14 protein-coding genes are annotated in these 18,410 nt (G+C 35.7%); 5 read left to right on the top strand and 9 right to left on the bottom strand.

Annotated features, from left to right (window positions below):
• Positions 1 to 161: 161 nt before the first annotated feature.
• From ACHRV5_RS21775 to ACHRV5_RS21755, 5 genes are all read right to left on the bottom strand, one after another.
• On the bottom strand, positions 162 to 2,510 hold the full coding sequence (locus ACHRV5_RS21775; protein ID WP_395428199.1) for a prolyl oligopeptidase family serine peptidase: 2,349 nt from the start codon (positions 2,508 to 2,510) through the stop codon (positions 162 to 164).
• Positions 2,511 to 2,962: 452 nt separating this feature from the next.
• On the bottom strand, positions 2,963 to 3,550 hold the full coding sequence (locus ACHRV5_RS21770) for a hypothetical protein (protein WP_230001831.1): 588 nt from the start codon (positions 3,548 to 3,550) through the stop codon (positions 2,963 to 2,965).
• 118 nt (positions 3,551 to 3,668) lie between these two features.
• Entirely contained in the window at positions 3,669 to 4,502 is an 834-nt protein-coding gene (locus tag ACHRV5_RS21765) for a Cof-type HAD-IIB family hydrolase (protein ID WP_395428197.1), read from the bottom strand.
• Positions 4,503 to 4,634: 132 nt separating this feature from the next.
• Positions 4,635 to 5,006, bottom strand: a complete 372-nt coding sequence (locus tag ACHRV5_RS21760; protein WP_395428195.1) for a DUF1801 domain-containing protein — start codon at positions 5,004 to 5,006, stop codon at positions 4,635 to 4,637.
• 245 nt (positions 5,007 to 5,251) lie between these two features.
• Positions 5,252 to 6,202 (bottom strand): PhoH family protein, encoded by a 951-nt coding sequence (locus tag ACHRV5_RS21755; RefSeq protein ID WP_047776553.1) that lies wholly within the window; start codon positions 6,200 to 6,202, stop codon positions 5,252 to 5,254.
• Between the two features lie 337 nt (positions 6,203 to 6,539).
• Here ACHRV5_RS21755 and ACHRV5_RS21750 point away from each other — a divergent pair, with 337 nt between their 5' ends.
• The 5 genes from ACHRV5_RS21750 (at position 6,540) to dnaN (ending at position 11,715) form a co-directional block, all read left to right on the top strand.
• A complete protein-coding gene (locus tag ACHRV5_RS21750) occupies positions 6,540 to 7,367 on the top strand; it encodes an S-adenosyl-l-methionine hydroxide adenosyltransferase family protein (RefSeq protein ID WP_047776551.1) in 828 nt (275 codons plus the stop codon).
• Positions 7,368 to 7,635: 268 nt separating this feature from the next.
• Positions 7,636 to 7,932: a putative quinol monooxygenase gene (locus ACHRV5_RS21745; RefSeq protein ID WP_230001827.1), complete on the top strand. Its 297-nt coding sequence runs from the start codon at positions 7,636 to 7,638 to the stop codon at positions 7,930 to 7,932.
• Between the two features lie 146 nt (positions 7,933 to 8,078).
• Entirely contained in the window at positions 8,079 to 8,804 is a 726-nt protein-coding gene (gldF, locus tag ACHRV5_RS21740; protein ID WP_395428192.1) for a gliding motility-associated ABC transporter permease subunit GldF, read from the top strand.
• Positions 8,804 to 10,489: a gliding motility-associated ABC transporter substrate-binding protein GldG gene (gene gldG, locus ACHRV5_RS21735; protein WP_395428190.1), complete on the top strand. Its 1,686-nt coding sequence runs from the start codon at positions 8,804 to 8,806 to the stop codon at positions 10,487 to 10,489. The genes gldF and gldG overlap by 1 nt, the downstream gene beginning before the upstream one ends.
• A gap of 107 nt (positions 10,490 to 10,596) precedes the next feature.
• Positions 10,597 to 11,715 carry a DNA polymerase III subunit beta gene (dnaN, locus tag ACHRV5_RS21730; protein ID WP_047776545.1) on the top strand — a complete coding sequence of 373 codons (1,119 nt, stop codon included), beginning with the start codon at positions 10,597 to 10,599 and terminating at the stop codon, positions 11,713 to 11,715.
• A 713-nt stretch (positions 11,716 to 12,428) separates the two neighbouring features.
• Here the strand turns inward: dnaN and ACHRV5_RS21725 are convergent.
• From ACHRV5_RS21725 to ACHRV5_RS21710, 4 genes are all read right to left on the bottom strand, one after another.
• A complete protein-coding gene (locus tag ACHRV5_RS21725) occupies positions 12,429 to 14,588 on the bottom strand; it encodes a DPP IV N-terminal domain-containing protein (RefSeq protein ID WP_395428188.1) in 2,160 nt (719 codons plus the stop codon).
• A gap of 1 nt (position 14,589) precedes the next feature.
• Positions 14,590 to 15,891: an aminopeptidase P N-terminal domain-containing protein gene (locus ACHRV5_RS21720; RefSeq protein WP_395428186.1), complete on the bottom strand. Its 1,302-nt coding sequence runs from the start codon at positions 15,889 to 15,891 to the stop codon at positions 14,590 to 14,592.
• Between the two features lie 3 nt (positions 15,892 to 15,894).
• On the bottom strand, positions 15,895 to 17,130 hold the full coding sequence (locus ACHRV5_RS21715; RefSeq protein ID WP_395428184.1) for an NAD(P)/FAD-dependent oxidoreductase: 1,236 nt from the start codon (positions 17,128 to 17,130) through the stop codon (positions 15,895 to 15,897).
• Between the two features lie 74 nt (positions 17,131 to 17,204).
• Positions 17,205 to 18,215 (bottom strand): 4-hydroxyproline epimerase, encoded by a 1,011-nt coding sequence (locus tag ACHRV5_RS21710; RefSeq protein WP_395428182.1) that lies wholly within the window; start codon positions 18,213 to 18,215, stop codon positions 17,205 to 17,207.
• Positions 18,216 to 18,410: the final 195 nt, after the last annotated feature.

Here is an 18,410-nt window from a genome sequence, read left to right as displayed (position 1 = left end):
CAAAAAAAGTATTCAGTTTTCAGCTTTCAGTCGCAGTCTTCACTCTCAGTCGCAGTTTTCAGTTGCAGTCGCAGTCTTTGCTTTTGTCTAAATCTTTTCTCAACCTTAGTCTTAACGTAATATTAAAGACTGAAAACTGAGACAAAGACCGAGACTGAAAACTATTTCTTCAAAAGAGTCGTATTAAACAAATTCAAAATTCTGCTGTATTCATCAATTAAGGAATACGTTTCTTTAAAAGTATGCGCTTCTATCGGGAAAGAAGCAAGTGTCCAGTTCTTTTTCTCTAATTCTATAAAACGCTGTGATAAACGTACAATGTCTTTGTATTCTACATTATCGTCCACCATACCGTGTAACATTAGTAAATTTCCTTTCAGGTTACCAGCATAATAAATAGGAGAGCTTTTTTTGAATGCCTCAGGATCTGTTTCAGGAAAGTTTAAAATATTCCCCGTATATCCGTGATTGTAGTGTGCCCAATCTGTAACCGAACGCAAAGCAGCGCCCGAAACAAATTCTCCCGGAGTTGTCAGCATTCCCATTAAAGTTATGAATCCACCGTAAGAACCTCCGTAGATACCAACTCTGTTAGCATCAATACCCAAATTATCAACTAAGTATTTTTTGCCATCAAGATGATCGGTTAAATCTTTACCTCCCATAAAACGATAGATTCCGGTTCTAAAATCCCTTCCGTAACCGTCACTTCCTCTGTAGTCAATATCCAAAACTGTATAACCCAAATCGGTTAACAAGTTATGAAACATATATTCTCTGTAATACGCACTCCAATGGTTGTGTGCGTTTTGCAAATACCCTGCACCGTGTACAAAAATTACGGCTGCTTTATTGGTGTTCTCTGCTTTTGGCGTATACAATCTTGCATATACCGGAGTTCCGTCTTGTGCTTTGAAAGTAATCACCTCTGGTTCTCTCCATTGGTATTTTTTAAATTCTTCTGAAGTTGAAGATGAAATTTGCTGTAAAGCAGTATTCTTTTTGTTCTCGGCAATATAAAAATCCCAAGGTTTATTTTTAAATGAGTAACGTACCAAAAGTGTCGATTCATCAGGAGATACCACTACTTCGTGTGCTCCGTCTTTTGTTAAAATAGGTTGCATAATTCCATCTGCAACATTTAACTTGTAAAAATCTCTATTTCCCGGATGTGTTGTATTCGTTGTTAAATAAAATGCCTTTTTGTCTTTAGATAGAATCAAGTCGCGAACTTCCCAGTTTCCTTTGGTCAGTTGTTTTTTTACATTCGATTTTAAGTTGTACGTGTATAAGTGTGAGTATCCGGTAGCTTCCGATTGAAAATAAACCGTTTCATTGTCTGCCAGAAAACCTAGATTTCCGGTTTCAAAAGCATAAGATGGAATTCCGGGTCCGCCAATCCACGCTTCATCGTGCTGGTGTTCTATTTCGGTAAAAGTTCCGTTTTCAAGATTCAGACTTACAATCCATCTGTCTTTATTGTCCTGACTTCTAATTTCTGTAATCGCAAACGAACCGTCTTCGTTATATACAGGTGCCAACGCGACAATTAGTTTGTCTTCTTTCTCTTTGTTTTTTAAATTATCGTAAGCCTCATAGTATTTCGGAACGTCCTGAATATGGCTCAATTTTGAGAAATTAACAAAATAAACAGAATCTTTTGCAACGGAGTAAATACCAAAACGTGTTTTTACCAAATTGGCCGTCGATACTTTTTCTTTGGTATCAGGAGATTGATTATAACCGTCATCTGTTATAAAAACTTCCATTTTTTCCATTTTAATTTCAACATTTTCTACTAAACTAAAAGTAGCGTAGTTTCCATTTGGATTTGCTTTGAGGTCTGTCAAATTATCTTTTCCATAAAAATACTCTTTGACAAAATCTGACTTTACGGCTTTGCTTTTAGCCATGTTCCATTGTTTTTTTGCCTCTTTATCATTGATAAATTGAAATAATTCTTTCTGTTGTTCTTTCAAGAAAGTATCTTTTTCGGGTGTTTTCTCTTTCTTATTGCCTTTACTGAAATTAGTGATTTGCAGTAGCGTGCCCTCTTTACTATTGTATTTAAAAATGTTTTCGTTTTGCTCAAAGAACACAACTCCAAGCTGACTTCCTAATGCAAGATTAGAAATCGGAGTATTTTGCTGGTACAATTTTTTTGTTGCTTTTGTACTAATAGTGTACGAGTACAAACCTCCTTTATTCGTATAAAAAACAATATCTGATGTCGGTTTTCTTTTAAAATCGAATTTAGAAAAAACGGCTTCCTTCGGCTCTACAAGTACCGGATTAGAAGCTCCCTTTTGCCAAGAGTACGTGCTTGTGCCTAATTCGTTTTTCGGATTCCATTCAAAATAAACTTTTTTTCCATCCAGCGACCATCTTCCGTTTGTTGGCTGATTGCCAATGAAAGAGTCTCCTTTCATAATTTCTTCTAACTTTAAATTCTGGCTGGTACCCGTTATTGAAAAAATTAAAAAGGCAAGGATAAAGATGTTTTTGGTCATGATAGTTGTTTTTTAGTAGAGCAAAAATACACTTTGTGGGCTATTAAAAAAACTTTTTCCTCTTTGCTTCTAAAATCCAATTTCTAATATGGAATTACGTCTAAAACTTGTATAGTTTATTCTAACGTTTAAGTCTTCAAAGATTTCACAAGAGACGAAAAGACACCTATTTAATATGAACTGAGATGACTTATATGGTTTAAAAAGTCAAGAATAGGGAACTAAACATCAAGAGACATCTTTTTTCTGCCTAGTAAAAATACCTACAAGTTCAAAAAAAGACCTTGCAGGAAAAACACAATGCTTAAAAATTAGCAACTTAATAGTTGAACTCAGGTTATTAACTGAATTACTTTATTACTCGGCTACTTTGAGATTTGATCCTAAATAGTTCTATAAAAAAACAATCCCTGATGAAAGCGCATCAGGGATTGTTTTTAAGTCTAAAAAGTTTATTTAAAATCCAGGATTCCTTTTCCTAATGATTTTACGGAAGCATTTAAATTACCCAGCGTAGTTTCGTTCATTTTTTTTATGTGAATACTGTCCACTACAAAAATTTGTCCCTGATCTTTAAATGGTGCGGTCGGAACAAAAACAACGGCACTGCCGGACGAGTCTTCTTCTATAAGGCGGGCGGGCTGCCAATAATCTCCATTTTTAAGCAAAACGGGAATATCAGTACTTGGCTTTTTTACTTTTGTACTCAATTTTTCTTCCGCTTCTTTTTTATTTTTTTCATAGCCTGGAAGGAAGATCATTAACTTATCATCAATCCATTCTGTGAATTTTTTCAAATAAGTCAATCGCATCATGTAACCGCTAAAATAAAGTAATACCAATAAAATTACTCCACCCAGAATATCGGTTGCAATCGTTCCGAAAACTTCATCGAGATGTAAAAGTTTTGCAAACTTCTCCCCATATTTCTGAAAAAAGCCCCATACTTTCTGAAGTACAACCCCAAATACCAGCAGTGGCAATAAAACTACAGCACCGGAAACACAGTTTCTTTCCACCTGACGTAAAAATTTTTTCATAATTAATACAATTTTAGATGTACTAAATATAGTAAAAATCTCAAACTTTATTAACGTTTCATTGCAAAACACAATTCTACATCACTGTTAATCAATCGATAAAATTATTCAAAGCTGATTAACATTCAGCAAGTTTTTCATCTAAAATTCTTGAAGCAATATAGTGTGCTACTCCGTCTTCTGCGTTGGTTTTGATTATTTCTAAGTTGGGTAACGTTTCTTTTAACAATACCGGAGCATTGCCCATAATCAACCCTTTTCCGGTTGCAGACAACATTTGAACATCGTTAAAACCATCTCCAAACGAAACCGCTTCTTGCATTGTAAATCCTTCTTTTTCTAAAACTCTGGCTATTGCAACCGCTTTGTCTACCGATTTATCCATAAATTCCAGACAGGTTGGAAGACTAAAGGCGTGATGCAACGCACTTGAACCGTTTGCTAGAATGGCTTCTTTTAAGGCTACTAATTTTTCGTGATTGTCATGTGCAAAGAATATTTTTATCGCACCAAAATCTTCAAGTGTTTTAAAATCTACCAATTCTGGAAGGTATTTCAATTCGGTTTGAAAGCTGTTTAACTTCTCGTTCAATTTGTTGGTCTGCCAAACATTTTCTTTGAATAACACCACTGTGATTTCCGGATCAATTTCTACATTTAAAGCCGCTTTTACCACTTCACTATTTAAATCGAAGGCAAAAAGCTCTTCTTTTTCCGGTGAATGTATTCTGGCTCCATTTGAACTTACCAGATAAACCGGAACATCGAGTGTGCTGATAATGGCCATTGCATCGAGATGATGACGTCCTGTGGCAACCACAATAAGATAGTTTTGATTGTGAAGTTCCTGAAAAATGCTTTTAGTGTAATCTGAAATTTTATGCTGAGGGTTGAGTAAAGTTCCGTCTAAGTCGGTAACGATAACTTTTATATTCTTAAGTTCTGAGTTCATAGTAAAAATCGCGTATAATTTTGATAGGCAAATTTACAGCTTTAAGCGCAGAAGTACAAAGTTAAAACGGCTCTACAGCCTAAAAACAAACAAGTTTATTATTTATTTAACTATTTCATTAAACAAATCACTTCATTTGTTTTTAATCTTTACAATTCCTGTCTTATATAAGTTTATTGCTTTTTGCACGATTTTTTCAATTCTATCAATGGGCAGATCTTCATTGGAACTTAACATCATTATTTTCATTCGGGAGCGGCTTTCCTGAATTAGAAACGATTCATCGAAGTGTTTGCCTTCCACAATTCCGATATAAGGTTGTTTGTTTTTCTTGTGTATCCACAGGTAACAGAACATTTTTCCTTTATAACAAAAAAAAGGCATGCCATACTTAAGGACATTTGTAATGTCTTCGTCCTGCTTTAAGATAATTTCTTTTAACGCTAATAAAACTTCTCTCAGGGGTTCTTCTTGTCTTTCGTAAAAATTATCAACTTCTTTCATTGCTTATTTATTTTTCTGTTCGAATAATTACTTATCTATACTGTGAATTTAACCGCAATGAACGCAAGGGTTTCGCAAAGGACGCAAAGACAAATCTAAAAACACCTTTCAATACATTTTTTTAAAATTAATCAAAAAAAATATTCGTTTTATACATTTCAAAAAAGAAGCAGTATAAAACGAATATTCCCTAAAATTGTAAAACGTGAAAACAATTCACCTTTCACAAAAAACATTTCACAAAATTAATCGTGATTTTCTATTTGTTTATAAGCATCAATTACCTTTTTGACTAATCTGTGGCGTACGATATCTTTATCGTCAAGATAAATGATTCCGATTCCGTCTACGTCTTTCAGAACCAAAATGGCTTCTTTAAGACCAGAAATAGTTCGGCGTGGCAAATCGACTTGTCCCGGATCACCCGTAATCATAAATTTAGCGTTTTTTCCCATACGGGTCAGAAACATTTTCATTTGTGAGTGTGTGGTGTTTTGTGCTTCATCCAGAATTACGAAGGCGTTATCCAGTGTTCGCCCACGCATAAATGCCAGTGGTGCAATCTGAATAATTCCTTTTAAAATATAATCCTCGAGCTTTTCGTTCGGAAGCATATCACGTAATGCATCGTAAAGCGGTTGCATGTAAGGATCCAGTTTTTCTTTCATATCGCCGGGTAAAAAACCAAGATTTTCTCCTGCTTCTACTGCCGGTCGCGTTAGAATGATCCTTTTTACTTCCTTGTCTTTAAGTGCTTTTACAGCCATAGCTACACCTGTGTACGTTTTTCCTGTTCCGGCTGGTCCTACTGCAAATACCATATCATTCTTTTTAATGGTATCTACCAGTAATTGCTGGTTAGGCGTCATTGCTTTTATAATCTTACCTCCCACACCATGAACCAGTATTTTATCATGATCGTAGGCTCTTTTTTCATCCTGACCATCACTCATAATTACACGTTCAATTACGTTGTCATCAATGTTGTTGTATCGGGTAAAATGCAACATTAATCTTTGAAATCTTTTTTCGAATTCATCTAAAACTTCTTTTTCGCCAAATGCTTTCAAAGTCGTTCCTCTAGCTACTATTTTAAGCTTTGGATAGTACTTTTTAATGATTTCCAGATGGCTGTCCTGAGCGCCCCAAAACTCTTTTGGTGCAATGTCTATTAGCTCGATTATTCTTTCGTTCAAATGAGATAGTTTTAAATTAAAATAAAATTTGTTTTTATATCAGTTGCTGTCGGGTGTTTCTTTTTTTTTACGAGTCAGGCTTTCAATGACAGTTACGCTTTTTAATGTGTAAAAAAATACTTCCAAAGAATCATTTACTGTTTACTCCTAATGTACTTTTTTTCTACAGACTCAAAACTGAAACTAATTGACTGAGACGATCGTAACGCTTACTTACTTTAAAAATTGTAAATTGTCTTTTCTTTCTTTCAATTTGTATCTAAGTATTCTTAGCTTTGCATTTCTCAAATTTAATGAAAATTAGATTCAAAAACTACCAATAGTTATAAACAAAATGATGTCAATAATTACCCTCACTACCGATTACGGCTTAAAAGACCACTTTGTTGGTTCGATAAAGGGTAAAATATTATCTGAGGCTCCGGAGACTACAATTATTGATATTTCACATGACATTGATCCCTTCAACACCGCCGAAGCCAGTTACGTTGTTGGTGCTTCTTATTTAAGTTTTCCAAAAGGAACGGTACACTTAATTGGTGTCGATATTGAACGCAATAAAGAGAACGTGCATATCGCCATGCAATGGAACGATCATTACTTCATTTGCGCTGATAACGGGATCTTAAGCATGCTGACGCAGAAAATTGTGCCACAAAAAATTGTCGCTATCAACATTCATGACCGATTTCCGCCTGAGTCTACCGATATGGATATCTTCATAAAAGTTGCCTGCCATATTGCAAAAGGAGGTTTACTGAATGTAATTGGTAAAGAAATAGCAGCCGTTAAAGAAGTTACAGAACTTCAGGCTGTAGTAGCAAACGACGGTAATTCTATAAAAGGATATGTCATTTATATTGATCATTTCGGTAACGTGGTAACCAATATCTCTAAACAGCAATTTAAAGAGGTGGCAAAAGGTCGCTCGTATGAGATCGTGATGAAACCTAAAAGCATCAAAACCATTCTGCCAAACTATTCAGCCATAGCAAGCTCAGACAAATACCCCATTAAAACGTATGAGGGCGAAAAACTGGCCATTTTTAATGAAGCCGGTTATCTGGAAATCGCAATTTTCAGAAGCAATCCTTCCAAAGTAGGCTCTGCAAATAGTCTTTTAGGATTGAACTACAGAGATGTGATCACGATAAAGTTTATTTAAGATTTTAGACTTTAGATTTTAGACTTTAGATTGTAGATTTTAGATTGTTGACTTTAGCAGAAAAAAAATCTGCACAATCTGCAGAATCTGCGTGAAAAATTTCCTTAACTTAATGACATTGAGCTAAAGCAGGAGGCTATTCAAAATGATACTTTTAGAATAATTAATTTTTTACTAAAAAAGAACAATCAATTTTGGTATTTTTGCGCGCGCGTTGCCGGTTTAAAATCTAAAATCAGCACTCTAAAATCTAAAATAATAAAAAAAGATGTTTGTTCGAATAGTAAAAATGAGTTTTCATGAAGACAAGATCCCTGATTTTCTGGAAAATTTTGAAAGCATAAAAGACAAAATACGAAATGCGCCCGGAAATCGTTTTTTAGAATTGTATCAGGATAAAAACGATAAATGCATCTTTTTCACCTACAGTTATTGGGAAACCGAAGAAGACTTAGAAAATTACCGACAATCAGCGCTTTTTGACTCCGTTTGGAGTTTCACAAAAAAACTATTCAACGCAAAACCCGAAGCCTGGAGTGTGGATAAGCTGGTGAGTCTGGACTAGTTTGAAGTTTCAAGTTTCAGGTTTGAAGTTTCAAGTTTCAAGTTTCAGGTTTCAGGTTTCAAGTTGACGCACAGAACGTGAAACCTGAAACCTGAAACTTCAAACTTCAAACAAAATTTAAAAAAAACACGAATACAACGTTATATATGAAATCAATCATTTTACGAGAAATAAAATCCTTTTTTGGTTCTCCTATTGGCTATTTGGTCATTGCTATTTTCTTAATTAGCAATGGGCTCTTTTTATGGGTTTTTGAAGGAGATTACAATATTCTCAATACCGGTTATGCCGATCTGACTCCGTTTTTTACTTTAGCACCGTGGATTTTGATTTTCCTGATTCCGGCGGTTACCATGCGAAGTTTTTCGGATGAGAAAAAACAAGGCACTTTAGAATTGCTTTTAACCAAACCTTTATCGATTTGGGAAATTGTAAACGGAAAGTTTTTAGGTTCCCTACTCCTAATCATTTTGGCTATAATTCCCACCTTTATTTACGTTGAAGTCATTTCATCTTTGGGTGCTCCAGAAGGAAATATCGATATGGGAAGCACGATTGGTTCTTACTTCGGATTGTTGTTTTTAATCGCTTCTTATTCCGCAATCGGAATCTTCACCTCTACCTTGTCCGAAAATCAGATTGTCGCTTTTATTATTTCGGTTTTTCTGTGTTTTATCTTTTACTTTGGTTTTCAAGGTTTAGCAACATTGATTCCGGGTTCTTTTCCTATTATTTCAGCATTGGGTATGCAGGATCATTTTAAAAGTATGAGCCGTGGCGTAATCGATACACGTGACGTTATTTATTTTCTGAGCGTTACGGTTCTATTTCTGTCTTTTACCGTTTATAAATTAAAATCATTGAAAGCCTAATGAAAGCATTCACTCAACAAAATATCAAAACATTAGGGATTACTGTTTTCATTTTAATTGTTTTAAATGTACTTGGTAACTTATATTTCCACCGATTTGATTTAACCAAAGACAAACGATATACGCTATCTGAAACTTCCTTAAACATTGTAAAACAGGTTCAGAATCCGCTATCGATTAAAATTTATATGCAGGGTGATCTTCCTGCAGATTTCAGACGCTTACAGCAAGAAACCAAACAATTATTAGAAGAATTTCAAGCTTATAACAACCATATTGTTTTTGAATTTGTGGATCCGTTGGAAAACAAAGACGAAAGCATGGATCTGATAAAATCTCTTTATCAAAAAGGTCTTACGCCAATAAACATCACCGTTGACGACAAAGGAAAACAATCTCAAGCAATGGTTTTTCCGTGGGCAGTTGCGGTTTACAACAATAAAGAAGTCAATATTCCTTTGTTGAAAAACAGAATGGGTGCTTCAACGGAGCAAAAAGTGATGGGATCTATTCAACATTTAGAATATTCGATTGCGGATGCTATCAATAAAATTACCAAAGACAAACAAAAGAAAGTCGCTATTATTAAAGGAAATGGCGAGATCAATGAAATTCATATTGCGAAAATGCTCATGCAGATCCGTGAGAGTTATTATATCGGTCCTTTTACATTAGATTCTGTGTCTAAAAGTCCAACAGGGACTTTAGAAGCCTTAAAAAAATACGATTTAGCCATTATATCGAAGCCAACCGAAACTTTTTCTGATGAAGAGAAGCAGGTTTTGGATCAATTTATTATGAATGGTGGAAAAACACTTTGGTTGATCGATCAGGTTGCAGCAGACATGGACAGTCTGTACAATCAGTCGGGTGCTACTCTGGCGTATCCGAGAGATTTAAATCTAAACGATATGTTCTTCAAATACGGATTTAGAATCAACCCTGATTTAGTAAAGGACGAATACGGGACTCCGATAAAATTAGCTACGGGTGAACAAGGAAGTGCGACCCAATATCAGGAATTTAAATGGAAATATGCGCCAGAAGTTTATCCGACAAGTTCCCATCCGATCGTAAAAAACTTAGGCGGTATTAAATTTGATTTTGCCAGTCCGATTGATACTTTGAAAAACGGAATCAAAAAAACGGTTTTATTACAATCTTCTCAATATTCAAAAATAATTGGGACTCCGGCTGAGATTAATTTGGATATTGTAAACGAAAAAACGACTCCTCAGGAATATGTTGATAAAGGTGATTTACCACTTTCTGTTTTATTGGAAGGCTCGTTCCATTCGGCATTTGAAAACCGTGTTTTACCCTTTAAAGAAGGTTCTTTTTTAGCCAAAGGAAAACCAACTAAAATGATTGTGATTTCTGATGGAGATTTAGCCAAAAATCAATTAGATAAAAACAGGATGCCTGTAGAATTGGGATACGATCAGCGCACGGGAAAACTTTACGACAACAAAGATTTTATGATGAATTGCATCAATTATTTGTTGGATGACACCGGACTTATTAACATTAGAAGTAAAGATCTTGATCTGCCTTTACTCGATAAAGATAAAGTTAGCGACAATTACAGTCGTGCACAATTCATAACTATCGGGCTTCCAATTCTTATTTTATTGATTTTCGGACTTGCATTTACTTACATCCGTAAAAGAAAATACAGCAAATAGATGTTAATAAAAAAATTGTACTACTTTAGATAGTTTACGATATATTTGTAATCCGTATATTTAGCCTTTATTAGCTAAAATACACCTCAAAAAATAAAATATAACAGATGAAATTTATAGTATCGAGTTCGTACTTATTAAAACAATTACAAGTTTTAGGTAGTGTAATCAACAGTAACAATACGTTGCCTATTTTAGACAACTTTTTATTTGAACTAGACAATAACGAATTGACCGTTTCAGCTTCGGATCTTGAAACTACAATGTCGGCTACTTTATCTATCGATTCTACAAGTAAAGGTAGTGTGGCTGTGCCTGCTAAGCTTTTGCTTGAAATTTTAAAAACGTTTCCGGAACAACCTTTAACTTTTACTGTTGAAGATAACAATACAGTAGAAATTAGTTCAAATTCAGGAAAGTATGCTTTAGCATACGCTTCGGGAGACGAATTTCCAAAAGCGGTAAGTCTGGAAGAACCATCCGTAACTTTAGTACCTGCAGAAGTTTTGGCAACTGCGGTAAGTAAAACTATTTTTGCAGCCGGTAATGATGATTTACGTCCGGTAATGTCGGGGGTTTTCTTTCAATTCTCACCGGAAGGTTTAATCTTTGTCGCTACTGATGCGCACAAATTAGTAAAATATGCCCGTACAGATGTAAAAGCGTCTCAGGTGGCTGATTTTATTATGCCAAAGAAACCTTTAAACATCTTAAAGAGTATCTTAGGTTCTTCTGATGCAGAAGTAAAAATTGAATACAACGATTCAAATGCGACTTTCTCATTTGACAACTATATCTTAATGTGTCGTTTAATTGATGGAAAATACCCTAATTACGAAGCGGTAATTCCAAAAGAAAATCCAAACAAATTGATGATCGATCGTTCTTTATTTTTAAGTTCTGTTCGTCGTGTGGCTATTTTCTCTAACAAAACTACACACCAAATTCGTTTAAAAATCGCAGGAGCTGAATTGAATGTTTCTGCCGAGGATATTGATTACTCAAACAAAGCAGAAGAGAGATTAACTTGTGATTATCAAGGTGATGACTTACAAATTGGTTTTAACTCTCGTTTCTTAACAGAAATGTTAACCAACTTACAATCTGATATGATTATGTTGGAGATGTCATTACCAAACAGAGCCGGTATTCTAACTCCTGTTGATGGTTTAGAAGAAGGAGAAACTGTTACCATGTTGGTAATGCCTGTAATGTTAAATAGTTAACATCAAAACCTGATTTTGTTACAGGGGTGTTTTTTAGTTTCAAATTAAAGATATATCATTGTAAAAAAAAAATATCGCTATTAACCAACCATTTTTTATACCTAGAAACCGCAATTCCGATAAAGAGTTGCGGTTTTTTATTTGGGGGAGTGTTTTTGGGGGGTCTTTTGTTTCAGGTTTCATGTTTCATGTTTCATGTTTCATGTTTCATGTTTCATGTTTCAGGTTTCAGGTTTCAGGTTTAAACTATGACTGAGACTTTTTTGGTTTCAATGTTTTAAAATCTCGCAAAGACGCAAAATCGCAAAGTCTTAATGATAAAGTAGAAAAAACTTAGCGGCTTGGCGTCTTTGCGAGACCATCAATTGGTCATCATTGCACTTCTCGTAATTACCCCCAAAGAAAACCTGAAACTTGAAACATGAAACTTGAAACATTTAACACGTTCAGGCAAAAAAAACAAACACGAATTACACAAATTTCCACAAATTAATTCACGCAATTGGCAAAAAAACAATTAGTGGAAATTAGTGCAATTCGTGGCAAAATTTACCGCTACACAACTTCTGGACTTGATCCTACTCATTGCCCCCTCACATCCAGATCAGAAACCTGAAACATGAAACCTGAAACATGAAACCTTAACACGTTCAGGTAAAAAAAAAAGACCCTCTTACCAATTATAAGAGGGCCTTTTTTAATTCTATCTTAGCTTACTTTGCTCCGGGAGGGCAGTTTTTTTCTATATACCTCACAAAAGTATCCATTAAGTGTTTAGTAGTTCCTTCTCCTTCATCGATGTCATGCGAACGGTTTGGGTAAATCATTAAATCAAACATTTTATCGTATTTGATCAATTCGTTTATTAGAACCTCAGCATTTTTGTAATGCACATTGTCATCACCTGTTCCGTGAATGTACAATAAATTTCCTTTTAGGTTCTTAGCGTACGTTACAGGAGATGCTTTTTTATAGGTTGCTTCATTACCCTCAGGAAGTCCCATGTAGCGCTCTGTGTAAATATTATCATAAAAGCGCTGATCTACAACTGCCGAAATTGCAATACCCGTTTTGTAAATTTCCGGATATTGAAACATCAGATTTAAGGTTACAGCACCACCACCACTCCAACCGTGAATCGCTACTCTGTCGGCATCAATAAAATTCCACTTTATAACTTCTTTTGCTGCCATTGCCTGATCGTGGGTATTGATGATTCCGATGTTTTTATAAATAGATTTCCTCCATTGGGTTCCTTTCATTACAGGTGTTCCTCTATTGTCCATTGCTATACCGATATATCCTTTTGGAATTAATGGTGCTATAAGCGAATAAAAATACGGCGTGTCGTTGGCAACCGCTCCCATTGGCTCTCCATAAACATAGAAAAACACAGGGTATTTTTTTGAAGGATCAAAATCCAGAGGTTTTGCCATTATACCATCCATTTCTATTCCATCAACGGTGGTTACTTTGAATTTTTCTAACGAATAGTTCCTTCTTGGAGCTTGAAAAGTGTCGGCTTCTTTTGGCAGTATTTTTTTATGTCCCGACAAGGCTACTAATCGTATATTATAGTCTCGGTTTATGCTTGAATTGAGATGTCTTGCATACATCGCATCTGTAGAGAAACGGTACTTATTTGTTCCGTCAAACGCATCCGGAGTAACTCTTTTTGTCTTTTTTGAATTTAGATTCGTTTCATACAAATAACGCTGCGTGGCATCTTTCGGACTTGACTCATAATAGATCGTTTTTGTTTTATCATTATATGCCATAAAATAGGCATCAAAATTAGCTGTTGTGATAAGCTCTTTTTTCTTGCCATCCATACTAATTTTATAGATATGCATCCAGCCGTCTGCGTCAGAACTCCATAAAAAGGCTTTCCCATTATCAACAAAATGACAAGGAAAACCATCGTATACACCCGAAGAAACATCAAAAACATCAATCCATCCTGCTGCTTCTTCTTGGTAAACCACCTTTGCTGTACCTGATTTTGTATCACAGTTGTAAATAGTAGCCTGATTTTGATTGCGGTTTAATTGCACTACCATTACCGATTGGTTGGTAAGCCATTGCATACGAGCCAAATAATTATTATCCGGTTCACCGGGAATATTTAACCAATTGGTTTGTAAGGAGGTAATATCAATAGTTCCGATTTTAACAGAAGAAGGTCGCTCTCCTGCTTTTGGGTATTCTACAGGAACTACCACCGGATACAACGAATCGGTATTATTAATCATCAAATGAAATTTGGTCGCCGATGCATCCACGCGCCAAAAAGCAATACTTTTGCCATCAGGGCTCCATCTGAATCCGTCTCTTGCCGATAATTCTTCTTCATACACCCAATCAAATGTTCCGTTGATAATTTTATCTGTTCCGTCGGTTGTTAGTGACGTTACTTTTTCGGTTTGTAGATTTTCAAGATAAATATTGTGTTTTGAAACGTAGGCTACATTTTCATTATCAGGTGAAAATTTAGCAAACATCAAAGACGACTCCTCCAGATTTTTACCTAGCTTTCTTCCTTTTCCTGTGGCCAGATCAAAAAACCAATAATCACCTCTTGTATTGGCTCTCCATACCTTTTTTGAATTGGTATACAGCAATACTTTCGTTTTTGCAGCATTCCACACTATACCTTCAATTTCTCCGCTAAAACCCGATTCAGACAACTGTTTCTGAGTTAAGATAGTCGTGTGTTTGTCTAATTGATCAACATCATAAATTTTCAGATTATTGTTTTCGTTTACCCAAAACGAATGGGAATCGGGCAACCAATTCAGATCATTTATATCAATATCGCTCTGAGCAAAAGCAGATGTGCAGATAAAGAATACAAGAATCAAGTACTTTTTCATATTATTGTTTATTATTTTTTATTAAACCTTCGATGTCTGCGATTTCAATTGGCAATGCTTCACTCAAATTAATATTTCCGTTTTCAGTTAACAGATAGTCATTCTCTAAACGACAGCCAATTCCTTCTTCCGGTATGTAAATTCCGGGTTCACAAGTCAGTACCATTCCTTTTTCAAAAGGTCTGGAGTACAAGCCTACATCATGCACATCTAAACCAAGGTGGTGTGCAGTACCGTGCATGAAATATTTTTTATAAGCGGGGTTGTCCGGATTCTGATTTGCAATTTCATCCTGTGTTATCAAACCCAGTTTAAGCAATTCTGCCTCGATTAATTTTGCCATTTCGAGCTCATAATACTTAGACAATATTCCGGGTTTCAAAAGTTTAGATCCTTCTTTCAAACAATGTAAAACCGCTTCATAAACTGCTTTTTGCCTTGGACTAAAAACCCCATTTACGGGAACACAGCGTGTGGTATCTGAATTGTAATTGGCATAACAAACTCCAAAATCAATCAAAACCATTTCGCCTTCACCACAAACCTCATCGTTTGTATTGTAATGAAGCGAACAGGCATTTTTACCGGAAGCAACAATAGGTTTAAATGCCGGTCGTGTTCCTCCGTTTTTTACAGAGGCGTAGGCCAATTCCGCTTCTAATTCGTATTCTTTTATATTAGGTTGAATGGCATTTAAAATTCCATGAAATCCTTTGACACTTATGGCAATTGCTTTTTTAATCAAATCAATTTCTTCATCGGATTTTATTGGTCGCAAATCACGGGTGATTTTTGCAGCACGTTCGTAATGATGCAATGGATATTTTTCTTTGCACCATTGAATCATTCGATCTTGTCTGGTTTGCATCCCTGCAGTAATTCTTTTGATATGCTCGTTGTGTCCTAAATAAAAGGTATCAGCTTCAAAAGCAAAAAGTTGCAAGGTTTTTTCAAATTCTGCAATCCATTTTACATTTTTGATGCCTGAAATAGTGGTGGCCTCTGCTTTTGTTAAAAAATTACCATCCCAAAGCACGGTGTTTTCGTTGCTTTCTTTCACAAACAAAACAGCCCGATTCTCTTCTTTGAAAGCATCGGAAAAAAGTACTAATACTGTTTCATCCTGTTCTATTCCGGACAAGTAAAACAAATCATTGTTTTGTGCAAAACCCATTACATCGTCTGCATTGTTGGGCATCACGTCATTTGAAGTCAGAATAGCCAAACTATTCTTTTGCATTTTATCAGCAAACCTTTTTCGATTCTTTTCGAATAAGGAAACTGGAATTGAGTCGTATCTCATATTTTAAATTTGAAACATCTTAGTATCTACCGAAGTCGTTTTACCGGCTATAATTTCGGTTACAATTTTTCCGGTTGCCGGTGCCAGACTTAATCCCATCATGGCATGTCCGGTAGCTAGTGTCAAATTTACAATTTTTTTATCTTTTGTAATGATCGGCATTCCGGATGGTGTGCAAGGACGAAATCCAAACCAGGTCTCTTCTGCTTTTGGCATTTCGATCTGCATGTCGGGATAAAAATCGTTGATACTAGTTACAATTCCACGTAATCGGTTTTCATTTATTTTAGTATCTCCTGTATGTGTAATTTCCATAGTTCCACCAAAACGAATATCGTTATTCATAGGGGTCACAGCCACTTTTCCTTCACATAAAATCGACGGAATACTTGGTTTTTGACTTTTGTCTTTCAATGTAAAACTATATCCTTTTCCGGGTAAAATTGAGATCCCGATATTTAGTTTTTTAGCCAACGAAGGACTCCACGATCCTGCCGCCAATACCACTTCATCTACTGCGAAAGTACCTTTGCTTGTTCCTATTTTAGCGATCTTATTTCCTTCAAAAACAAAATCTTTAACGGTCGTATGTTGGTGTACTTCTACTTTTAAACGAACTAATTCCTCTTTAATAAACTTCATGAATTTCTGCGGATACAAATGTGCATCACTTTTGTAATGAACGCCACCAATTACATCTGTTTTGGTTCCGGTTTCTAAAGCTTCTACCTCTCTTCTCGAAAGGTAATTCACCTCCAACCCCAAACGCTCTGCTTCTTTGCCTTCGTGATACATTTCTTCTTCTACTTTATCAGTTCTATAAAGCATCAAAAGTCCTTTTTCTTCGTAAAAAAAAGAATTGTTTTCTTTTGCGAAATCCTGATACAACTCTTTACTTAACAGAGACAGATCTCGTAAAGCCGGCATGGCTCTTTCTACATGACTTTTATTCGCGTGTTTATAAAACTGTAAACCCCATTTCAATAAATCGGTATTTAAACGTGGTTTTACATAAAATGGACTCTGACTGTCAAACATCCATTTCATACCCTGTGCGATCATACCGGGTTGCGCCAGAGGGATGATATGAGAAGGCACAATCATTCCCGCGTTTCCGTACGAGCAACCGTCTTCCATCGCTGATTCATCAAAAACAGCTACTTCGTAACCTTCTTTAGCAAGATAATAAGCGGAACACAGACCGATAATTCCACCACCAACAATACCTACTTTTTTCATACATTTTATAATTAATTAAAAGTGCATTGACCAAATTCATTCTTTTACCAATGCTACTTTATTTTATCTTATTCTTAAATCACTTGAAATCCGAATGCGTAAGGATCGTCGCTTTCATCAATAATGATATTGTTATAACCGTATACTTTTGCCCAGCCCTGAATACTTGGAACAATCGCAAGAATGTCTCCAATAGCTGTTTCTTCAACTACTTTTCCAATAAATTTGCTTCCGATATAACTTTCGTGAATGAACTCTTCGCCAACTTTTAGTTTTCCTTTTGCATGCAATTGCGCCATTCTCGCTGAAGTTCCGGTACCACAAGGAGAGCGATCTATGGCTTTATCTCCATAAAAAACAGCATTCCTTCCTGACGAACTGGAATCAATTGGCTGTCCCGTCCATAACATATGGGTTACGTCTCTAATAGTATTGTTTTCGGGATGAATAAAATAATGCGGGTATTCTTCGTTTATCCTATTGCGCAATTCCTGACTGTACTGAATAATTTTACTTGCGGTGAAATCCTGAACACCCGAAAAATTCTCCTGTGGGTCTACAATTGCATAATAATTTCCACCATAAGCCACATCAAAAACAAGTTCACCTAGTTCAGGACAATTAATGGTTAATCCCTCAGCAGCAAGATACGATTTGACGTTGGTTAGACGTACCCAGTCTACTTTAGCTCCTGTTTGCTGGTATTCGATTTGTACTAAACCGGCCGGTGCTTCCATTCTGATTTTACCGGGCACTTTTGGGATCACCAAACCTTCTTCGATTGCAATGGTGATGGTTCCGATAGTTCCATGACCGCACATAGGCAAACAACCTGATGTTTCTATAAACAGGATTCCGAAATCATTGGCGGGATCACTTGGCGGGTATAAAATACTACCGCTCATCATGTCATGGCCTCGGGGTTCAAACATAAGTCCTTTGCGAATCCAGTCAAATTCTTTTAAGAAATGTTGGCGTTTTTCGCTCATGGATTGTCCCACTAAATTTGGTCCTCCACCGGCAACCACTCTTACAGGATTCCCGCAGGTATGTGCATCTACACAAAAAAAAGTTTTCTTTAGCATTAGTTATAAGGTAATAGTAACCGGTTAGTTTTTATTTAACACATAGAGACATAGATTTTCTTTAACATTAATGAAGAATACAAAAAAGAAATACATTTCTTCACATAGATTTCTATATGATTTATCAATAAGTGAAACCCCTCTTTTTAAGCTTTTAAAGCTATGTCTCTATGTGTTAAAAAATTAGTCACAACT

It is taken from the genome of Flavobacterium sp. FlaQc-52 (assembly GCF_044007495.1).
Lineage (GTDB): Bacteria > Bacteroidota > Bacteroidia > Flavobacteriales > Flavobacteriaceae > Flavobacterium > Flavobacterium cupriresistens.
The sequence above is the reverse complement of the archived record's forward strand: the minus strand, read 5'-3'. Positions and strand labels throughout refer to the sequence as shown.